Source organism: Nocardioides marmorisolisilvae (genome assembly GCF_031656915.1).
Classification (GTDB): Bacteria; Actinomycetota; Actinomycetes; order Propionibacteriales; family Nocardioidaceae; genus Marmoricola; species Marmoricola terrisoli.
In genome coordinates this window covers 4,131,567-4,147,905 of the sequence record NZ_CP134227.1, presented here as the reverse complement: position 1 = coordinate 4,147,905, position 16,339 = coordinate 4,131,567, and the positions used below count along the sequence as shown (strand labels likewise).

Genomic DNA, 16,339 nt, shown 5'->3' with positions numbered 1-16,339 from the left:
TCAGCTCTCCCGGCCCCGCCCCGTCTCGGCGAGCAGCTCCTCGACCGCGCGGCCGACGGGCACCTCGCGGCGATCACCGCCGGCACGGTCCTTCAGCTCGACGTTGCCGTCGGCCAGTCCCCGACCGACGGTCACGATCGTGGGCACGCCGAGCAGCTCGGCATCCTTGAACTTCACGCCGGGGCTGACCTTGGGCCGGTCGTCGTAGAGCACCACGAGTCCGGCCGCCGCGAGATCGGTCGCCAGCCGGTCCGCGGCCTCGAACACCGCGGGGTCCTTGCCGGTCGCCACCACGTGCACGTCGGCAGGGCTGATCTCGCGCGGCCAGCACAGGCCCAGCTCGTCGTGGTTGTACTCCGCGATCGCCGCGACGGCCCGTGACACGCCGATGCCGTAGGACCCCATCGTCACGGTCACCAGCTTGCCGTTCTCGTCGAGGACACGCAGGTCGAGGGCGTCGGCGTACTTGCGGCCCAGCTGGAAGATATGGCCCATCTCGATTCCGCGAGCCGTCTCGAGCGTGCCGTCGGCACACTGCGGGCAGGGGTCTCCGTCCCGGACCTCGGCGGCCTCGATCGTGCCGTCGGGGGTGAAGTCGCGGCCGACCACGAGGTCGAGGACGTGGCTGCCGGAGATGTCCGCGCCCGTCACCCAGCGGGTGCCGTCCACCACGCGCGGATCGACGACGTACCGGATGCCGGACGGACTCTTCTCACCGAGCGCCGCCGGGCCGATGTAGCCCTTGACCAGCGTGGGGTGCCGGCGCATCTCCGTCTCGTCCATCGGCTCGACCTCGATCGGTTCGAGCTGGCCCTCGAGACGCCTCTGGTCGACCTCGCGGTCGCCGGGCAGGCCGATCGCGAGGGGTTCGCGGGTCCCGTCGGGGTGCTTGAGCACGACGAGCACGTTCTTGAGCGTGTCGGACGCCTGCCACGGACGATCCTCGCGGGGGAAGGCCTGGTTGAGGTGGTCGACGAGGGTGGCGATCGTGGGGGTCTCGGGCGTCTGCTCGGCGTGCGCAGCGGGTGCGTCGCCCCATCCATCGGATCCACCGCCCAGCACAGTGGGCGGACGCACGGACACCGCCTCGACGTTGGCGGCGTAGTCGCAGTTCGTGCAGCGCACGTAGGTGTCCTCGCCCACCTCCGCACGGGCCAGGAACTCCTCCGACTTCGAGCCGCCCATCGCGCCCGAGGTGGCCTTGACGATCACGTAGTCGAACCCGAGCCGGTCGAAGGTCCGCACGTAGGCGTCGCGGTGTGCCGCATAGGAGGCGTCGAGACCCTCGTCGGTGGTGTCGAAGGAGTAGGAGTCCTTCATCACGAACTCGCGTCCGCGCAGGATGCCCGCGCGCGGCCGGGCCTCGTCGCGGTACTTGGTCTGGATCTGGTAGAGCCAGACCGGTAGGTCCTTGTAGGACGAGTAGAGGTCCTTGACCGCGAGCGTGAACATCTCCTCGTGGGTGGGCCCGAGCAGGTAGTCGCCGCCCTTGCGGTCCTTGAGCCGGAAGATGCCGTCGCCGTACTCCGTCCAACGGCCGCTCGCCTCGTAGGGCTCCCGGGGCAGGAGCGCTGGGAACTGCAGCTCCTGGGCGCCGATCGCGTCCATCTCCTCGCGGATCACACCCTCGACGTTGCGCAGGACCCGCAGGCCCAGCGGCAGCCAGGAGTAGATGCCCGGCGCGGCGCGGCGTACGTAGCCGGCGCGGACCAGCAACCGGTGGCTCGGCACCTCGGCGTCCGCCGGGTCGTCGCGCAGGGTGCGGACGAACAGGGACGACATCCTGAGCACGCGGGCGGCAGTCATGGGGCGAAGGCTACTGGCGCGGCCCGACGCGCTGCGATCCGGTTTCCCGCGACGGTCCACCGGCACGCCCTCGGGGGCGAGGGGTCGCCGCGAACACCTCGCGACACGACATGTTTCCGGCGAGTAGTGCTTGACGCCCATGTGACCAGCGGGACTAGCGTGATTTCGCATTCGGCTGTGCGTCACCTGCTTCGGCCCCTGAGGGCCACCGCGGCACTGCCTCGTGCTGAGGAGAAGGGATGGTGCCCTGATGAGCACAGACGTGGAACAGACGGCGAGAGCGAGCGGCGACGACGTTCGCCTCAAGAAGGACTTCGGGACGATCGGACTGCTGTTCGCGGCGATCGGGTCGATCATCGGATCGGGCTGGCTGTTCAGCTCCTTGAAGGCGTCCAGCCAGGCGGGCCCGGCGGCACTGATCTCCTGGATCGTCGCCACGATCATGTTCCTGCTGATCGGTCTGAGCTACAGCGAGCTCGGTGTGATGTTCCCGCGCAGCGGTGGTGTCGCGCGCTATCCGCACTACGCGTGGGGATCGTTCGCGAGCTACTCGATGGGCTGGGTGACCTGGCTCGCCTGCGCCTCCGTGGCAGCGGTGGAGGTCTCCGCGGTGCTCACCTATGCGGAGTCCTACCTGCACTGGCTCGAGCACGACAACGGCACGCTGACCGGGGTCGGCATCCTGATCGCGATCGCGATCATGGCCCTCTTCGTGCTGATCAACTACTTCGGTGTCCGCTGGTTCGCCCGGATCAACAACGTGCTGGTCTGGTGGAAGCTGGCGATGATCGTCCTGGTGATCGTGGCCCTGCTGGTGACCGCCTTCCACTCGGTGAACTTCCACGGGCTCAAGGGCGGATTCGCGCCGTACGGCATCAAGGGTGCCTTCGAGGCGATCCCGGCAGCCGGTATCGCCTTCTCGTTCCTGGGGTTCCGGCAGGGCATCGAGCTGGCTGGTGAGACCGACAATCCGCGACGCAACGTGCCGCTCACCCTGATCGGCTCGGTGCTGATCTGTGGCGTCCTCTACTTCCTGCTGCAGGTCGCCTTCATCGGGTCGGTGCCGACCAAGGACCTCGGTGGCGGCGACTGGGCAAGCCTGAACACCCCGCAGACCCTGTTGCAGGCCTCAGGTGGGGCCTCGGCGAACTTCAGCCCGCTGGCGGTGCTGGCCACCGTGCTCGGGCTGGGCTGGCTCGCGGCCCTGCTGTACGCCGACGCGATCATCTCGCCGTCGGACACCGGCCTCATCTACACCAGCGTCACCGCCCGGATGTCGTACGCGATGGGCCGCAACCGCAACGCGCCGAGGGTGCTGGCCCACGTGAACGAGCGTGGCGTCCCGTGGCCGAGCCTGATCCTCGCCTGGGTCGTGGGGTGCATCTTCTTCCTGCCGTTCCCGAGCTGGCAGGCGCTGGTCTCCATCGTCACCTCGCTCACGGTGCTCTCCTTCGGCAGCGGCGCGATCGCGCTGCTCACCTTCCGCAAGCAGCTGCCGGACCAGGAGCGTCCCTACCGGCTGAAGGCTGCCTGGGTGATCGGGCCGCTGGCACTGCTGTCGACGAACCTGATGATGTACTGGGCCGGATGGGACCAGGTGTGGAAGATGATGTGTGCGGTCCTGATCGGCTACGTGCTGCTCGCGATCTTCGAGTACTTCGACCGTGGTGTGAACCGGCGTGCACCGCAACTCGACTTCAAGCACGGCTGGTGGGTGCTGGTCTGGTTCGCGGGCATCACCCTGGTGAGCTACCTGGGCAGCTACTCCGGTGCCAGCACCGTGGACGCGGGGCAGGCCAACGTCTACAAGTTCAACGGCGGCGTGATCGCGAACATCATTCTGACGGTGATCGTGCTCGCGCTCGCCTGGCACTGCCAGCTGCCCGGCGAGCGGGTCGAGCAGATCCTCAACGAGTCCGAGGACGATGTCCCGGTCGAGCCGCCGGTGGCTCTGTAGCCACCGCACCAGCGCGCGGCGGCCTTCTTCGGGTCAGAACATGATCGTGGAGAAGGTCGCCGTCTGCTCGAACCCGACCCGCTGGTAGGCGCGCCGGGCCGGCAGGTTGTGCGCATTGACGTAGAGCGACACCGCCGGCGCCACCTCACGCAGAGCGATGTCGACCACCGTCGCCATCCCCCGGGCGGCCAGCCCCTCGCCGCGTCGCTCCGGCGCGACGTAGACGCCCTGGATCTGGGCGGCGCACGGTGAGGCGCAGGCGATCTCCGCCTTGAAGACGACCTTGCCGTCCTCGATCCGCGAGAAGGACCACCCGCGGTTGACCAATTGCGCGACGCGGGCGTGGTAGAGGTCCCGGCCGCCGTCCTGCTCGGGGGAGATGCCGACCTCCTCGGTGTACATCGCCACACAGGCCGGGTAGAGGGTCTCCAGCGCCACCGGCGGGGTACGCCGTACCAACGGGTCCGGCTCGACCTGCGGTGCGCCGGTGATCACCAGGTGCGGCTGGTCCCAGCGGAACTCGCGGGGCCGGTCCCAGGTGCGCTGCAGCAGCGTCCACATCGCCTCCACCGCGTCACGCGGTCCGACCACCGTGGACGAGGGCGGGCGGGTCTGCATCATCCGCCGGGCGAAGGCCGTGCACGCCGCCTCGGTGGCGTTGACCGGCACCAGGTTGGCGCCAACGTGGCACATGGAGACCAACTCACCGCCCGTGAAGTAGCCCCACATCTCACCGCCCAACCAGCGCCGGTCGAGCTGGGTGAGCCGGGTCCGATAGTCGACGAAGACGTTGGTGACCGGTTCGGTCTCCAGGCAATGCAGGGCCAAGGGTACGTCGGCGGGGCCGAGGACCCGGACCTCCTGCGCGGTGACCTGCACGCAGGGAGCCTAGTGCGCCGTGTCGCGCCGCAACACCTCCGCGCCCGGACCATTACGGTGACCCCATGCATGCCAGCGCGCATCGGGTGGCCGGTGCCGGCTCCGCGCCGTACAGCGTCGTCGTGCTGCTCCTCGCGCTGGCCCTGAGCGCTGGCGGCTGCGGGTCCTCCCCCGAGTCCCCGCTCACCCAGCCCAGCGCCGCGGCGCAGCAGTGCCGCGACCAGTGGAAGGCCCTCGGCGACTCCCTGCGAGGCCGCGACCAGCAACCGGACCCCTCCGACCTGGCCCAGCGCTGGGCCTCCGCGCTGGCGACGGTCGACTACTACACGACGAGCGCCACCGCCGGAGACTGCCCCGGGCCACTGGCCGATCAGCGCACCGCGGACGATCGCATCCAGCAGCTGTCCGCGCGGCTACGGCCGTTCGACATCAGCTACCAGATGTCCGACGTCGCGCCGATCGCCACTGACTACCTGCTCGCCCCGACGCCCCAGCACGGGCGGCACGGCAAGCACCAGCCGCCCACGAAGAGCCAGGTCCGTCGGGCACTGGCGACGCTGCAGACCCAGGCCGCCGCATCGGTGTCGGACATGCACGACGGCTGGACCGAGGCGAGCACCGTCGACCTCACCGACCCCGCCGCGGTCGACAAGGTCGTCTCGGACCTGAGCTTCCTGGCCGGCGACAGCGCACCCTTCCAGTCCTGCCTCGCCGCGCTGCGCGTACTGCGACGGCTGCAGACGGCCGCCGGAGCCCGTTGACCGATCAGCCGACGCTGACCTCTGCGCCGCCGCCCTCGACCGGCTCCATCCCCTCGGCGATCCGCATCGCCTCCTCGATCAGGGTCTCGACGATCTGTGCCTCGGGCACCGTCTTGATGACCTCGCCCCGGACGAAGATCTGCCCCTTGCCGTTGCCCGAGGCGACCCCGAGGTCGGCCTCCCTGGCCTCGCCGGGGCCGTTCACCACGCAGCCCATCACGGCCACTCGCAGCGGGACCTCGAGGCCCTCGAGCCCCGCGGTGACCCGCTCGGCGAGGGTGTAGACGTCGACCTGTGCCCGACCGCACGAAGGGCATGACACGATCTCGAGCTTGCGCGGGCGAAGGTTGAGCGACTGGAGGATCTGGATCCCGACCTTGACCTCCTCGACCGGCGGCGCGGACAGCGAAACCCGGATGGTGTCGCCGATGCCCTTGCTCAGCAGCGCGCCGAAGGCGGTGGCGGACTTGATGGTGCCCTGGAACGCCGGGCCGGCCTCGGTCACGCCGAGGTGCAGCGGCCAGTCACCCTGCTCGGCGAGCAGCTCGTAGGCACGCACCATCACCACGGGGTCGTGGTGCTTGACCGAGATCTTGAAGTCGTGGAAGTCGTGCTCCTCGAAGAGGCTGGCCTCCCAGACGGCCGACTCGACGAGCGCCTCCGGCGTGGCCTTGCCGTACTTGTCCATGATCCGCATGTCCAGCGAGCCGGCGTTGACGCCGATCCGGATCGAGGTGCCGTGGTCCTTGGCGGCCTGGGCGATCTCCTTGACCTGGTCGTCGAACTTCTTGATGTTGCCGGGGTTGACCCGGACCGCAGCGCAGCCGGCCTCGATCGCCGCGAAGACGTACTTCGGCTGGAAGTGGATGTCGGCGATCACCGGGATCTGGGAGTGCCGGGCGATCTCCGGCAGCGCCTCGGCGTCGTCCGCCGAGGGGCAGGCCACCCGGACGATGTCGCAGCCGGCCGCGGTGAGCTCGGCGATCTGCTGCAGGGTGGTGTTCACGTCGGCGGTGAGGGTGGTGCACATCGACTGCACGGAGATCGGCGACTCGCTGCCGACACCGACCTTGCCGACCTTGATCTGGCGGGTCTTGCGGCGGGGGGCGAGCACGGGAGCCGGGGCCTCCGGCATGCCGAGGGAAACCTGGGTCATGCCTCCACTGTAATCGGCCACCACGATGGCCGCCGACCGCCGACCCTGCCGAGTACGGCTCAGGTCAACGAGACCGGCGCGACGATGTCGGCATAGATCAGCACCACGCTGACGACCAGGATCACCACGGCCATCGCATAGGTGACCGGCAGCAGCTTCGCCGCATCGACGACGCCAGGGTCGGGGCGACCGAGCAGCCTGGCCACACCACGGCGTACCGCCTCGTAGAGCGTGGTGGCGATGCCGCCTCCGTCGAAGGGCGGCAGGGGCACCAGGTTGATCAACCCGAGGAACAGGTTGAGTCCAGCAAGGAGCAGCAACAGCGAGAAGAACCGGTCGGCGATCGAGTTGTGGTGGTCGGAGGCGAGCTGCCCGGCGACCCGGCCGGCGCCGACGACGCTCATCGGGCTGTCCGTGCTGCGCTTCTCCAGTCCGAGCGCCGCCCGGCCCACGTGGTAGAGCTTCTGCGGCAGGGTGCCGATGGTCTTCAGGGTGTCCCAGGTCCCGCTGGCCATCGTGGTCACGACGTAGCCCACGTCCTGCCGCTGGAGCGTGACCGTAGGGGTGATTCCGAGGAAGCCGGCCCGCACGCTGCGCTGCACGTCACTGCGGCTGGGGAGCACGTTGATGGCCGTGTTGGTCTGCAGCGTGCGGCGGTGCCCGTTCCGGTCGACCACGATCGTCGCCGCCCCCGCCTCGTTGGCGCGGATCAGACCCTGAAGCTGGTCGTAGGAGTCGATCGTGGTGCCGTTGAAGGACACCAGGTGGTCTCCGGGGCGCAGGCCGGCCTTTCGCGCCGGGGCCAGGGGGTCGGCGGAGGTGCACGGGCCCGGCTTCTCGTCGATGTGCACGACCTTCACGCACTGCGACACCGTGGCGACCGTGGTGGTCGGAGCCAGGGCGCCGTACCCCATGAAGACGACGGCGAAGAGCAGGAACGCCAGCACCAGGTTCACGGCCACCCCGGAGCCCATGATCACCACGCGCTTCCACCACGGCTGCACGTAGAACAGCCGGTCGTGATCGGCCTCGTCGACGGCTTCGTACTCCTGGGAGCGGGCGTCGCTGACCAGCTGGGCGAACATCCCGGTGTTCCGGCTGGGCATCTGGCCCGGGTCCTGGTCCGGTCCCGGCGGGAGCATGCCGACCAGCTTCACGTAGCCGCCCAGCGGGACGGCCTTGAGTCCGTACTCGGTCTCACCGCGGCGACGCGACCAGATGGTCCGGCCGAACCCGATGAAGTACTGGGTGATCTTGACGTCGTAGAGCTTGCCGGGGATGAGGTGGCCGAGCTCGTGCAGGGCGATCGAGACGGCCACCCCCACGGCGAAGATGACCACGCCGGCGAGGTAGAGCAGGGCGGTGGTCATCGGGCCTTCATCGGGTTCAACGGGTCTCCAGGAGGCGGGTCGTCTCCGAGCGGGCCCACACGTCGGCGGCCAGCACGTCCTCGACGGTCAGCTCGTGCGGATCAGAGGGTACGTCGTGGGCCTGCACGACACACGCGACGGTCTCGACGATGTCGACGAACGCGAGCCTGCCCTCGCGGAAGGCGTGCACGCACACCTCGTTTGCCGCGTTGTACACCGCGGGCGCGGTGCCGCCGCGCCGTCCCGCCTCGCGCGCCAGCCCCACCGCCGGGAACGCCTCATCGTCGAGCGGGAAGAACTCCCAGGTCTGCGGGACGCTCCAGTCGACGGGGGGCGCGGTGTCGGGCACCCGTTCGGGCCAGGCCATCGCCAGCGCGATCGGGATCAGCATCGTCGGCGGACCGGCCTGGGCGATCGTGGACCCGTCCTCGAACTCGACCATCGAGTGCACGACGCTGGTCGGCTGGACCACGACCTCGATCCGGTCGAACGGGATGTCGAAGAGCAGGTGCGCCTCGATGACCTCCAGGCCCTTGTTGACCAGCGTCGCCGAGTTGATCGTGACGACGGGCCCCATGTCCCACGTCGGGTGGGCCAGCGCCTGCTCCACGGTGACGCCCTCGAGGTCGGCCCGGGTCCTGCCTCGGAACGGCCCTCCGGAGGCGGTCAGCACCAGGCGCCGGACCTCGCTCGCCCGGCCGCCGCGCAAGCACTGGGCGAGCGCACTGTGCTCGGAGTCCACCGGCACGATCTGGCCGGGTCGGGCGCGCCTGGTGACCACGGGACCACCGATGATCAGCGACTCCTTGTTGGCCAGCGCGAGTGTGTTGCCAGCGTCGAGCGCAGCGAGCGTCGGACGCAGCCCGACCGCGCCGGTGATCCCGTTGAGCACCACGTCGCAGGCGTGCGCGGCCGCGTCGACCGAGGCATTCTCGCCCAGCCCGGACACGATCGGCGAGAACTCGGCGACCTGCTTCTCGAAGAGTTCCCGGTTCGACCCCCCGGCGGTCAGACCGACCACCCGGAAGCGCTCCGGGTTGGCGCGCACCACCTCGAGCGCTTGGGTGCCGATCGATCCGGTCGACCCGAGGATGACGACATCGCGGCGTTCGATGGTGCTCACCCCTTCATTGTCACAGGGTCGAGGTCGCCGGGGCCGCCGCCCGCGACGGCCGCTGCCATCCGGCGCACTCCCTCGGCGAGCACCCGTGGGGAGGTCGCGAAGTTGAGCCGGGCGAAGCCGGGGTCGCCGGCGTACTCCTCGCCGGGGGTCAGGGCGACCCTGCCGCGCTCGAGGAACACCCCGGCCGGGTCCTCTCCGAGCCGGCGGCAGTCCAGCCACGCGAAGAACGTCGCCTCGGGAGCCGCGAACGAGACCTCTGGTAGTGCCTCTGCGAGCAGGCTGCGGAGGGTGACAGCGTTGCTCGCGAGCTCGCCGACGAGCTGGTCGAGCCACGGCTCGCCCTCGGTCAGCGCGGCCGCCTGGCCGATCAGGCCCAGGTGGCTGACCGCGTGGGTGAGCACCTCATGCAGGCCGGAGACGAGGGGACGGGCTGCCTCGCCGGGCGCCACCAGCGCGCACTTGAGAGCCGCGACGTTCCAGGCCTTCGACGCCGAGAGCACCGTGACCGCCGTCTCGCTGCCCGGCACGGTGAGGTACGGCGTGAACACGCCGCCCGGGTGCACCAGCGGCGCGTGGATCTCGTCGGAGATCACCGTGACCTGGTGCCGCCGCGCCAGCTCGGCGACGACGGTCAGCTCCTCCCTGGTCGGGACCGTCCCGGTCGGGTTGTGCGGGTTGCAGAGCAGGTAGGCAGCCCGCGAGCCGGCAACCGCGCTGAAGGCTCGGTCGAGCTCGTCCAGGTCGAGGCGGCCGGCGGTGGTGAGCGGTGCCGCCACGGGAGTGCGGCCGAGGTGGTCGAGGAAGCCGAAGAACGCGTTGTAGCAGGGCGTGCTGACCACGACGGGGCCACCGGGCTCGGTGGCCAGCCGGAGCAGCTCGGCGACGCCGACCATCACGTCGACGACCGTGAACGTGGTGGACGGATCGATCTCCCAGTCCCAGCGCCGCCGCGCGAAGCCGGCCATCGCCTCGGCGTACGGCGGCGCCCAGCCGTAGCCCGTGTCGCCGCGTGCGACGGCCGCCGTGACCGCGTCGACGACGACCGGGCAGGGCCGGGCATCCATCTCAGCGACCCACATCGGCAGCACGTCAGGGTCGTAGCGACGCCACTTGACGCTGCTCCGGGTGGACCGGACGCGGTCGAGGGACTCACCGAGGATCGGATCCGCGGTCATGCGGTCACTCCCCTGCACTCCTGCAGCCACTGGTCGAAGTCCCATCCCGCGAGGAACGTCTCGGTCGCTGACCGACCTGCTGCGAGGAGAGTCTGCTCGTCAGCGCTGCTCAGGTCGAAGTCGAAGCTGCTCACCGTGGTCGTGTCCACCTGGACGCTGCGGGCGAGGTTGCACGGGGCCAGCGCCTGGGCAGCCTGCTCGGCCTCGATCGCGGTCTCCACCAGCGCCACCCCGAGGTGGGCCGGGTCACGGACCGGCTCGACGTGTCGGGCCGGATCCAGGTGCAGCGCGTCCAGGCGGATCCCGATGGTGGGCCAGCGCGGCGTCCGGTGGTCCGCCCGATCGAAGATGTCGATCGGGAAGTTCGACAGCAGGCCACCGTCGACCAGGGTCGAGATGCCGCGGCTGCCCCGCAGCTCGACCGGCTCGAAGAAGTAGGGGATCGACGCCGAGGCCCGCACCGCGTCGCAGACCAGCTGCTCGTCGGGGTCGAGCCCGTAGTCCTGGTAGTCCCAGGGAAATCGGACCAGCCGCTTGCGGCTCACGTCGCTGGTCACCACGACCAGTCGATAACGGTGGTGCATCTCGCCGTCACCGGCCGGATCGTCGAGGAGCAGGTCGCCGAAGGTGTGCACGTCGAACTCCGCGAGCACGCCGCGAACCCAGTCGCGCAGGTAGTCACCCTCGTAGGCGCCGGACTCGAAGATCACCGAGATCGCGTCCGCGAGGTAGCCGAAGGGACCGGGCACGTGGCCGAGCCACCTCGCCACACCGCCGCGGTCGCGGAACCGGGAGTAGTCGAGGCTGCGCGCGATGTCCTCGAGGCGATCCACGGGCTCGCCGCGCTGCTGCATCGCCGCGAGCACCGCGCCGACCATCGCGCCCGCCGAGGTGCCCGCCACCCGGGCGAAGCTGTAGCCCGCCTCAGCCAGCGGCTGGAGGGCACCGACCAGGGCGATGCCCTTGACCCCGCCGCCCTCGAGGATCACGTCGGTGACCGGCGGGTGGACGGTGCCCGCCAGTGAGGTCGCTCCCGGGATGTCAGCCATGGCACCACCGTAGTGACCCACGCCGACCCTCGGACGGGCGCCGGCTCCGGCAAAACCCGTTGCGGTACGGCGTCGCACCGGACCACGATGGCGCTCGTCCGTGTTCCACGTGAGCGAAGGAGGCATGACATGCAGATCGCTGTCCTCGGCCTGCCCGCCGACCACCTCACTCACCACGGGAGCACTCTCCATGGAGCACCACCCCCTCCACCCGGACGCTGATCCGGCGTTCTGCTTCGACTACGTCGCCCTCGACGGACCGGACTACGACCTCGCGGACGGCTCGCGGATGATGACCTACTGGGACGTCGAGCCGCTGTGCCGCGGGCCCGAGCCGGTCCCCGCCTGGCTGGTCACCGACCGTGCCGCCATCGACACCGATCTCGGCGTCCTCAAGAGCGGCAAGGAGGCCGAGGCCGTGCTGGTCGAGCGCGCGGTGCCCGGCGGTCCCGGCTGCACCCTGGTCGCGAAGCGCTACCGCAGTGCCGAGCACCGCCTCTTCCAGCGCAGCGTCGTCTACACCGAGGGCCGCGGCGTACGACGCAGCCGCGACGCCCGGGCGATGAAGAAGGCCACCGCACACGGCCGCGAGGTCGCCGCCGCAGGCTGGGCGGCGACCGAATGGGAGTGGCTGCAGCGTTGTCACGCCGCCGGGATACCAGTGCCCTACCCGACGCAGATCGACGGCACCGAGATCCTGATGGAGCTCGTGACCCATGACGGGTCGCCCGCGCCCCGTCTCGTGGACGCCCGCCCCGACCGGGCGACCGCGGCAGCATGGTTCGACCAGCTGCGCGATGCGATGGCCGGACTCGCCCGGTTGGGCGTCGCACACGGCGATCTATCGCCGTACAACGTCCTCGTCGCCGGCGATCGGCTCGTCATCATCGACCTGCCCCAGGTGGTCGACCTCGCCGCCAACCCGGCGGGGACCGACTTCCTGCAGCGCGACGTTCACAACGTGTGCCAGTGGTTCGCGCGCCGCGGCGTCGCCGCGGACGAGGAGGCACTCTTCGCCGACCTGGTGGTGCAGGCCTTCGGTTGACACCACCCCTTGATCGACGCCGCCGTGATCACGACGGCGGCCCGTGACCGACCGGGGCCTGCGCTCCATGGCCGCCCGCTATCTTCGAGGCGTGCGCAGCATCGAGATCGACACGATCGAGGACTTCGACCGGTGCGCCGCCCGGAGCCGGTCGATGCGGGGTTGGCAGGTACAGGACCTCGACCTGACCGGACGCACTGCCGTGCTCGGCCGGCTGGACCCCGCCGGCGCGCTGTTCCTCGGCTGCCGGATCCCCGACAACCTCGAGGACCGGCTCCGTACCGGTGGCGCCCTGGTGTTCCCGGCCGTTCCCGACGTGCCCTTCGACGCCTACCGCGCCACCCTCTACACGCCCGAGGAGTTGTACGACGGCATCGACCGCGGGTACGACGCCACCCCTGACGCCCGCATCTACGCGTGGTCGGTGGCGGCGAACCGACACCGCCCAGGCGGCACCACCGTGCACGACAGCCTGGCGATGGCGCTGCACGACAACGCGGTCGACGACGCCCTGAGCGAGTACGTCCGCGGACGGCGGATCGTCGGCGTGATGGGCGGGCACGCGCTCGAGCGCGGCGAGCCGGCGTACGACGACGCCGCCCGACTCGGCGCCGAGCTCGCCGGTGCCGGGTACACCGTCGCCACCGGTGGCGGGCCGGGAGCGATGGAGGCCGCGAACCTCGGCGCCGCGGTCGCGGGGGTGGCCGACCTCGACGAGGCCCTGGCCCGGGTGGCCACGGTGCCGTCCTACCGCCCGTCGGTGACCGACTGGGCCCGGGCGGGACTGGTCGCGGTCGGGGCCCGGTCCGGGATGTCGCTCGGCGTGCCGACCTGGTTCTACGGTCACGAGCCGCCGAACCCGTTCTGTGGCGCGGTGGCGAAGTACTTCCGCAATGCCATCCGCGAGGACATCCTGCTGCACGTCTGCCGAGCCGGGCTCGTCTTCCTTCCCGGCGCGGCCGGCACCGTCCAGGAGATCTTCCAGGCAGCGTGCGGGAACTACCACGCGGTGGAGGGTGAGATCGCCCCGATGGTGCTGGTCGGCAAGGAGTTCTGGTCCGAGCGCCTGCAGGCGTGGCCGCTACTGTCCGCCCTTGCGGCTGGAGGACCGCTCGCCTCGAGGCTTGCGCTCGTCGACAGCACGGACGAGGTCCGCGCCGCGCTCGGCGAGGAACTGGGACGCCGGGCCGGGTAGGTTCTCGCTGTCGAACTGCGGCGCCTCGCCCAGAGGCCTGCGTAGGGACCAGGGCTCGAGCCGGCGGTAGCCGCGGACCGCCGTACGCCGCATCCGGCGGAGCCGGAAGGACTCGTCCCCCTTGAGGGCGTCCGCCATGCCACGATCGGCGAGGACCTTCCCGGGGCGTGCCGTCGAGGTCAGCCGCGCCGCGAGGTTGACCACGGGACCGTAGACGTCACCGAGCCGGGAGAGGACCGAGCCGTAGGCGAGGCCCACCCGGAGCTCGGGGAACTTCTCCTCCTGCACCTCGAGCTCGGTGAGCTCCAGCCCGATGCGCGCCGCATCCTCCGGGGTGTCGGTGACGAACAGGATCTCGTCGCCGATCGTCTTGATGACCCGGCCTTGGTGCGCAGTCACGACCGCCTGTGACCGCGACTCGAACTCCTCCACCAGCTCGGCCAGTTCGCTCTGGCGCAGCGACCGGGTCTGTCGGGTGTAGCCGACGATGTCGGCGAACCCGACCGCCATCTGCTGGCCGTCGTCGCCAGACGATGAGGAGAGCAACATCCGGCTCGCGGCACTCAGGGAGTGCCTGCGCAGCACGTAGGCCATCACCTCCTCAAGCACGGGGCTCACCTCGACGAGCCGGTCCTCGAGGGCGTCGAGGTCCATCTCCTCCAGCATCATCGTGCGCGCGAGCAGCGCGACTTGGAGCTCGGCGAGCCTGGACAGGCCGCGTCCGACCGTGCGGATCAGCGACGCCTCCGCTTCCTCTCCGACGAATCCGAGCTCTCGGAGCCGCTCGGTGAGCTGCAACGCGTGGACATCGGCCTCGGTGAACGCGGGCACCCCCTCGGGCACCTCGGTGAAGCCCAGTGCGCGCCAGCGTTCCCGGGCGCGTTCCTGGGAGATCCCGGTGCGCTCGGCCACCTCGGCGCTGGTCAACGACGGCAGCGAGCCGAGCAGGATCCGCTCGAGCAGCTCGAGGAGCTCGTGCGGATCGGGTCCGTCGAGGTCAGGCACGGCCCGCAGTCTCCTCCAGTGTCAGCTCTCGCGTCCGGCTGCGCGGCGGTCCTCGCTGGTCCCGCGGACGGCCGTGCCGAACGCCGGCACGTCGTCGATCAGCTGCTCGAGCGACTCGCGAGTGAAGTGGATGACCTCCAAGGGGGTCAGGCTGACCACGCTCGCCGAGCGCAGCTTGTGCTCGACGATGCCCATCTCCCCGATGACGTCACCGGGGCCGAGCTTCGCGATCTCCGCGCCACCCTTGCGCACCGACACCTCACCGTTGACGATCAGGTAGGCCTTGTCGGCCGCGGTTCCCTCCCAGATCAGCGACCAGTCCGCCGGCAGGGTGAAATGCCGACCGGCGTTGATCACCTTCTGCAGCTCGGCGTTGGAAAGGGTCTCCAGGCGGTTGATGTGCCCGAGGCTCTCAGGCTGGGGTTGGGTCACGGCGGACACTCCTTCGGAAGTCGGTCGCATCGTTGATGCGCATCCTCCCCCCACCATCGGCCGCTGTCTACCATCGCGACAGCGGTGTCGGCGTGACCAAGATCGCCCCTACGTCTTTCGCGAGCATGGAGATCTCCCGCCGTGACCGGCTCCGGACCGGCGTACGGCGGCCGTCAACGACAACCAGATCCGGGCTGCAGCACCGACCTGCCTGTCACTCCACCGCGGCGAGCTGCCCGCAGGCCCCGTCGATGTCGGATCCACGCGTGTCGCGGACGGTGGTCGGGATGCCCCTCGCCTCGAGCCGGCGGACGAACTCGTGCTCGTCGGCGGGATCGGAGGCCGTCCACTTCGACCCCGGCGTCGGATTCAGCGGGATCAGGTTGACGTGCACCCAACCCCATGGCGCACGCCGGCCATCGGCGGGTGCGTCGTACTCGTGCAGCACGTCGGCGAGCAGGTCGGCTCGCCACGCCTGGTCGTTGATGCCGCGCATCATGGCGTACTCGATGGAGACGCGACGGCCGGTGGTGTGCGCGTAGTTGGCCGCGGCCTCGACGGCCTCGTGCACCTTCCACCGGGTGTTGATGGGCACCAGATCGTCGCGCAGCTCGTCGTCGGGCGCATGCAGGCTCAGCGCCAGGGTGACCGGGATCCCCTCGGTGGCGAGTTGGTTGATCCGAGGGACCAGCCCCACGGTGCTCACGGTGATGCCCCGGGCCGACATCCCCAGGCCGTCGGGAGTCGGATCGGTGAGCCGGCGTACGGCGCCGATCACGGCTCGGTAGTTGGCCATCGGCTCACCCATGCCCATGAAGACCACGTTGGACACCCGGCCCGGCCCACCGGGAACAGTGCCGCGCGCCAGCGCTCGGGCCCCGGCGACCACCTGCTCGACGATCTCGGCGGTGGACATGTTGCGCTGCAGTCCGCCCTGGCCCGTCGCGCAGAACGGACAGGCCATCCCGCACCCGGCCTGGCTGGACACGCACATGGTCACCCGACCCGGATAGCGCATCAGCACGGACTCGACCAGTGCGCCGTCGAAGAGCCTCCACAGGGTCTTGCGCGTCGTGCCCGCGTCGGCCTCGAGGGTGCGCAGCGGCGTCATCAGCGAGGGCAGCAGCCCGGCCACCAGCGTTTCGCGCTGTCCGGCGGGGAGGTCGGTCATCTCCCCCGGATCGTCGACCAGCCGCCCGAAGTAGTGGGTCGAGAGCTGGCGGGCGCGGAAGCCGGGCAGGCCGAGGTCCGCGACGAGCTGCTTTCGCTCGGCCGCGTTGAGGTCAGCGAGGTGCCGGGGCGGCTTGCCGCGGCCCTTGGGCTCCTCGAAGACCAGGGGCAGCGTCTTGATCGGTTCACTCATGGAGCTCTAGTGTCCCATCGCCG

Annotated in this window: 14 protein-coding genes; 4 read left to right on the top strand and 10 right to left on the bottom strand. The window is 70.3% G+C overall.

Going from position 1 to position 16,339, the window contains the following annotated elements; translation table 11 throughout:
- The gene (locus Q9R13_RS19800) at window positions 1–1,806 is read right to left on the bottom strand and encodes a proline--tRNA ligase (RefSeq protein ID WP_310962896.1); all 1,806 of its coding nucleotides are present in this window, start codon (window positions 1,804–1,806) and stop codon (window positions 1–3) included.
- A 250-nt stretch (window positions 1,807–2,056) separates the two neighbouring features.
- Between Q9R13_RS19800 and Q9R13_RS19795 the strand changes: the two genes are divergently transcribed.
- Window positions 2,057–3,763 carry an APC family permease gene (locus Q9R13_RS19795; RefSeq protein ID WP_310962895.1) on the top strand — a complete coding sequence of 569 codons (1,707 nt, stop codon included), beginning with the start codon at window positions 2,057–2,059 and terminating at the stop codon, window positions 3,761–3,763.
- Window positions 3,764–3,796: 33 nt separating this feature from the next.
- Here the strand turns inward: Q9R13_RS19795 and Q9R13_RS19790 are convergent, their stop codons facing one another.
- Complete coding sequence (locus tag Q9R13_RS19790) at window positions 3,797–4,642, bottom strand: GNAT family N-acetyltransferase (protein ID WP_310962894.1); 846 nt, start codon at window positions 4,640–4,642, stop codon at window positions 3,797–3,799.
- 65 nt (window positions 4,643–4,707) lie between these two features.
- Here Q9R13_RS19790 and Q9R13_RS19785 point away from each other — a divergent pair, with 65 nt between their 5' ends.
- A complete protein-coding gene (locus tag Q9R13_RS19785) occupies window positions 4,708–5,403 on the top strand; it encodes a hypothetical protein (RefSeq protein WP_310962893.1) in 696 nt (231 codons plus the stop codon).
- Between the two features lie 4 nt (window positions 5,404–5,407).
- Here Q9R13_RS19785 and ispG read toward each other — a convergent pair whose 3' ends face one another.
- From ispG to Q9R13_RS19760, 5 genes are read right to left on the bottom strand one after another with little or no spacing between them, the layout of a single operon-like run.
- Window positions 5,408–6,559, bottom strand: a complete 1,152-nt coding sequence (gene ispG, locus Q9R13_RS19780) for a flavodoxin-dependent (E)-4-hydroxy-3-methylbut-2-enyl-diphosphate synthase (protein WP_310962892.1) — start codon at window positions 6,557–6,559, stop codon at window positions 5,408–5,410.
- Window positions 6,560–6,618: 59 nt separating this feature from the next.
- The gene (locus Q9R13_RS19775; RefSeq protein WP_310962891.1) at window positions 6,619–7,929 is read right to left on the bottom strand and encodes a M50 family metallopeptidase; all 1,311 of its coding nucleotides are present in this window, start codon (window positions 7,927–7,929) and stop codon (window positions 6,619–6,621) included.
- A 16-nt stretch (window positions 7,930–7,945) separates the two neighbouring features.
- Window positions 7,946–9,043 carry a 1-deoxy-D-xylulose-5-phosphate reductoisomerase gene (locus tag Q9R13_RS19770; protein WP_310965129.1) on the bottom strand — a complete coding sequence of 366 codons (1,098 nt, stop codon included), beginning with the start codon at window positions 9,041–9,043 and terminating at the stop codon, window positions 7,946–7,948.
- Window positions 9,044–9,048: 5 nt separating this feature from the next.
- On the bottom strand, window positions 9,049–10,227 hold the full coding sequence (locus Q9R13_RS19765; RefSeq protein ID WP_310962890.1) for a MalY/PatB family protein: 1,179 nt from the start codon (window positions 10,225–10,227) through the stop codon (window positions 9,049–9,051).
- Window positions 10,224–11,276: a patatin-like phospholipase family protein gene (locus tag Q9R13_RS19760; protein ID WP_310962889.1), complete on the bottom strand. Its 1,053-nt coding sequence runs from the start codon at window positions 11,274–11,276 to the stop codon at window positions 10,224–10,226. Before Q9R13_RS19760 ends, Q9R13_RS19765 begins: the two co-directional genes overlap by 4 nt.
- A 124-nt stretch (window positions 11,277–11,400) precedes the next feature.
- Here Q9R13_RS19760 and Q9R13_RS19755 point away from each other — a divergent pair, with 124 nt between their 5' ends.
- Both Q9R13_RS19755 and Q9R13_RS19750 read left to right on the top strand, forming a co-directional pair.
- The gene (locus Q9R13_RS19755; RefSeq protein ID WP_310962888.1) at window positions 11,401–12,321 is read left to right on the top strand and encodes a serine protein kinase RIO; all 921 of its coding nucleotides are present in this window, start codon (window positions 11,401–11,403) and stop codon (window positions 12,319–12,321) included.
- Window positions 12,322–12,412: 91 nt separating this feature from the next.
- A complete protein-coding gene (locus Q9R13_RS19750; RefSeq protein ID WP_310962887.1) occupies window positions 12,413–13,516 on the top strand; it encodes an LOG family protein in 1,104 nt (367 codons plus the stop codon).
- Here Q9R13_RS19750 and Q9R13_RS19745 read toward each other — a convergent pair.
- The 3 genes from Q9R13_RS19745 to rlmN form a co-directional block, all read right to left on the bottom strand.
- Window positions 13,403–14,521 carry an adenylate/guanylate cyclase domain-containing protein gene (locus Q9R13_RS19745; RefSeq protein WP_310962886.1) on the bottom strand — a complete coding sequence of 373 codons (1,119 nt, stop codon included), beginning with the start codon at window positions 14,519–14,521 and terminating at the stop codon, window positions 13,403–13,405. The genes Q9R13_RS19750 and Q9R13_RS19745 overlap by 114 nt on opposite strands.
- Window positions 14,522–14,542: 21 nt before the next feature.
- Window positions 14,543–14,953 carry a cyclic nucleotide-binding domain-containing protein gene (locus tag Q9R13_RS19740; protein ID WP_310962885.1) on the bottom strand — a complete coding sequence of 137 codons (411 nt, stop codon included), beginning with the start codon at window positions 14,951–14,953 and terminating at the stop codon, window positions 14,543–14,545.
- 214 nt (window positions 14,954–15,167) lie between these two features.
- Window positions 15,168–16,316 carry a 23S rRNA (adenine(2503)-C(2))-methyltransferase RlmN gene (gene rlmN, locus Q9R13_RS19735; protein WP_310962884.1) on the bottom strand — a complete coding sequence of 383 codons (1,149 nt, stop codon included), beginning with the start codon at window positions 16,314–16,316 and terminating at the stop codon, window positions 15,168–15,170.
- Window positions 16,317–16,339: the final 23 nt, after the last annotated feature.

Coding starts and splice junctions, on each gene's coding strand:
- Q9R13_RS19800 (WP_310962896.1), bottom strand. CDS start 1,806: ATGACTGCCGCCCGCGTGCTCAGGATGTCGTCCCTGTTCGTCCGCACC.
- Q9R13_RS19795 (WP_310962895.1), top strand. CDS start 2,057: ATGAGCACAGACGTGGAACAGACGGCGAGAGCGAGCGGCGACGACGTT.
- Q9R13_RS19785 (WP_310962893.1), top strand. CDS start 4,708: ATGCATGCCAGCGCGCATCGGGTGGCCGGTGCCGGCTCCGCGCCGTAC.
- ispG (WP_310962892.1), bottom strand. CDS start 6,559: ATGACCCAGGTTTCCCTCGGCATGCCGGAGGCCCCGGCTCCCGTGCTC.
- Q9R13_RS19775 (WP_310962891.1), bottom strand. CDS start 7,929: ATGACCACCGCCCTGCTCTACCTCGCCGGCGTGGTCATCTTCGCCGTG.
- Q9R13_RS19765 (WP_310962890.1), bottom strand. CDS start 10,227: ATGACCGCGGATCCGATCCTCGGTGAGTCCCTCGACCGCGTCCGGTCC.
- Q9R13_RS19760 (WP_310962889.1), bottom strand. CDS start 11,276: ATGGCTGACATCCCGGGAGCGACCTCACTGGCGGGCACCGTCCACCCG.
- Q9R13_RS19755 (WP_310962888.1), top strand. CDS start 11,401: ATGACATGCAGATCGCTGTCCTCGGCCTGCCCGCCGACCACCTCACTC.
- rlmN (WP_310962884.1), bottom strand. CDS start 16,316: ATGAGTGAACCGATCAAGACGCTGCCCCTGGTCTTCGAGGAGCCCAAG.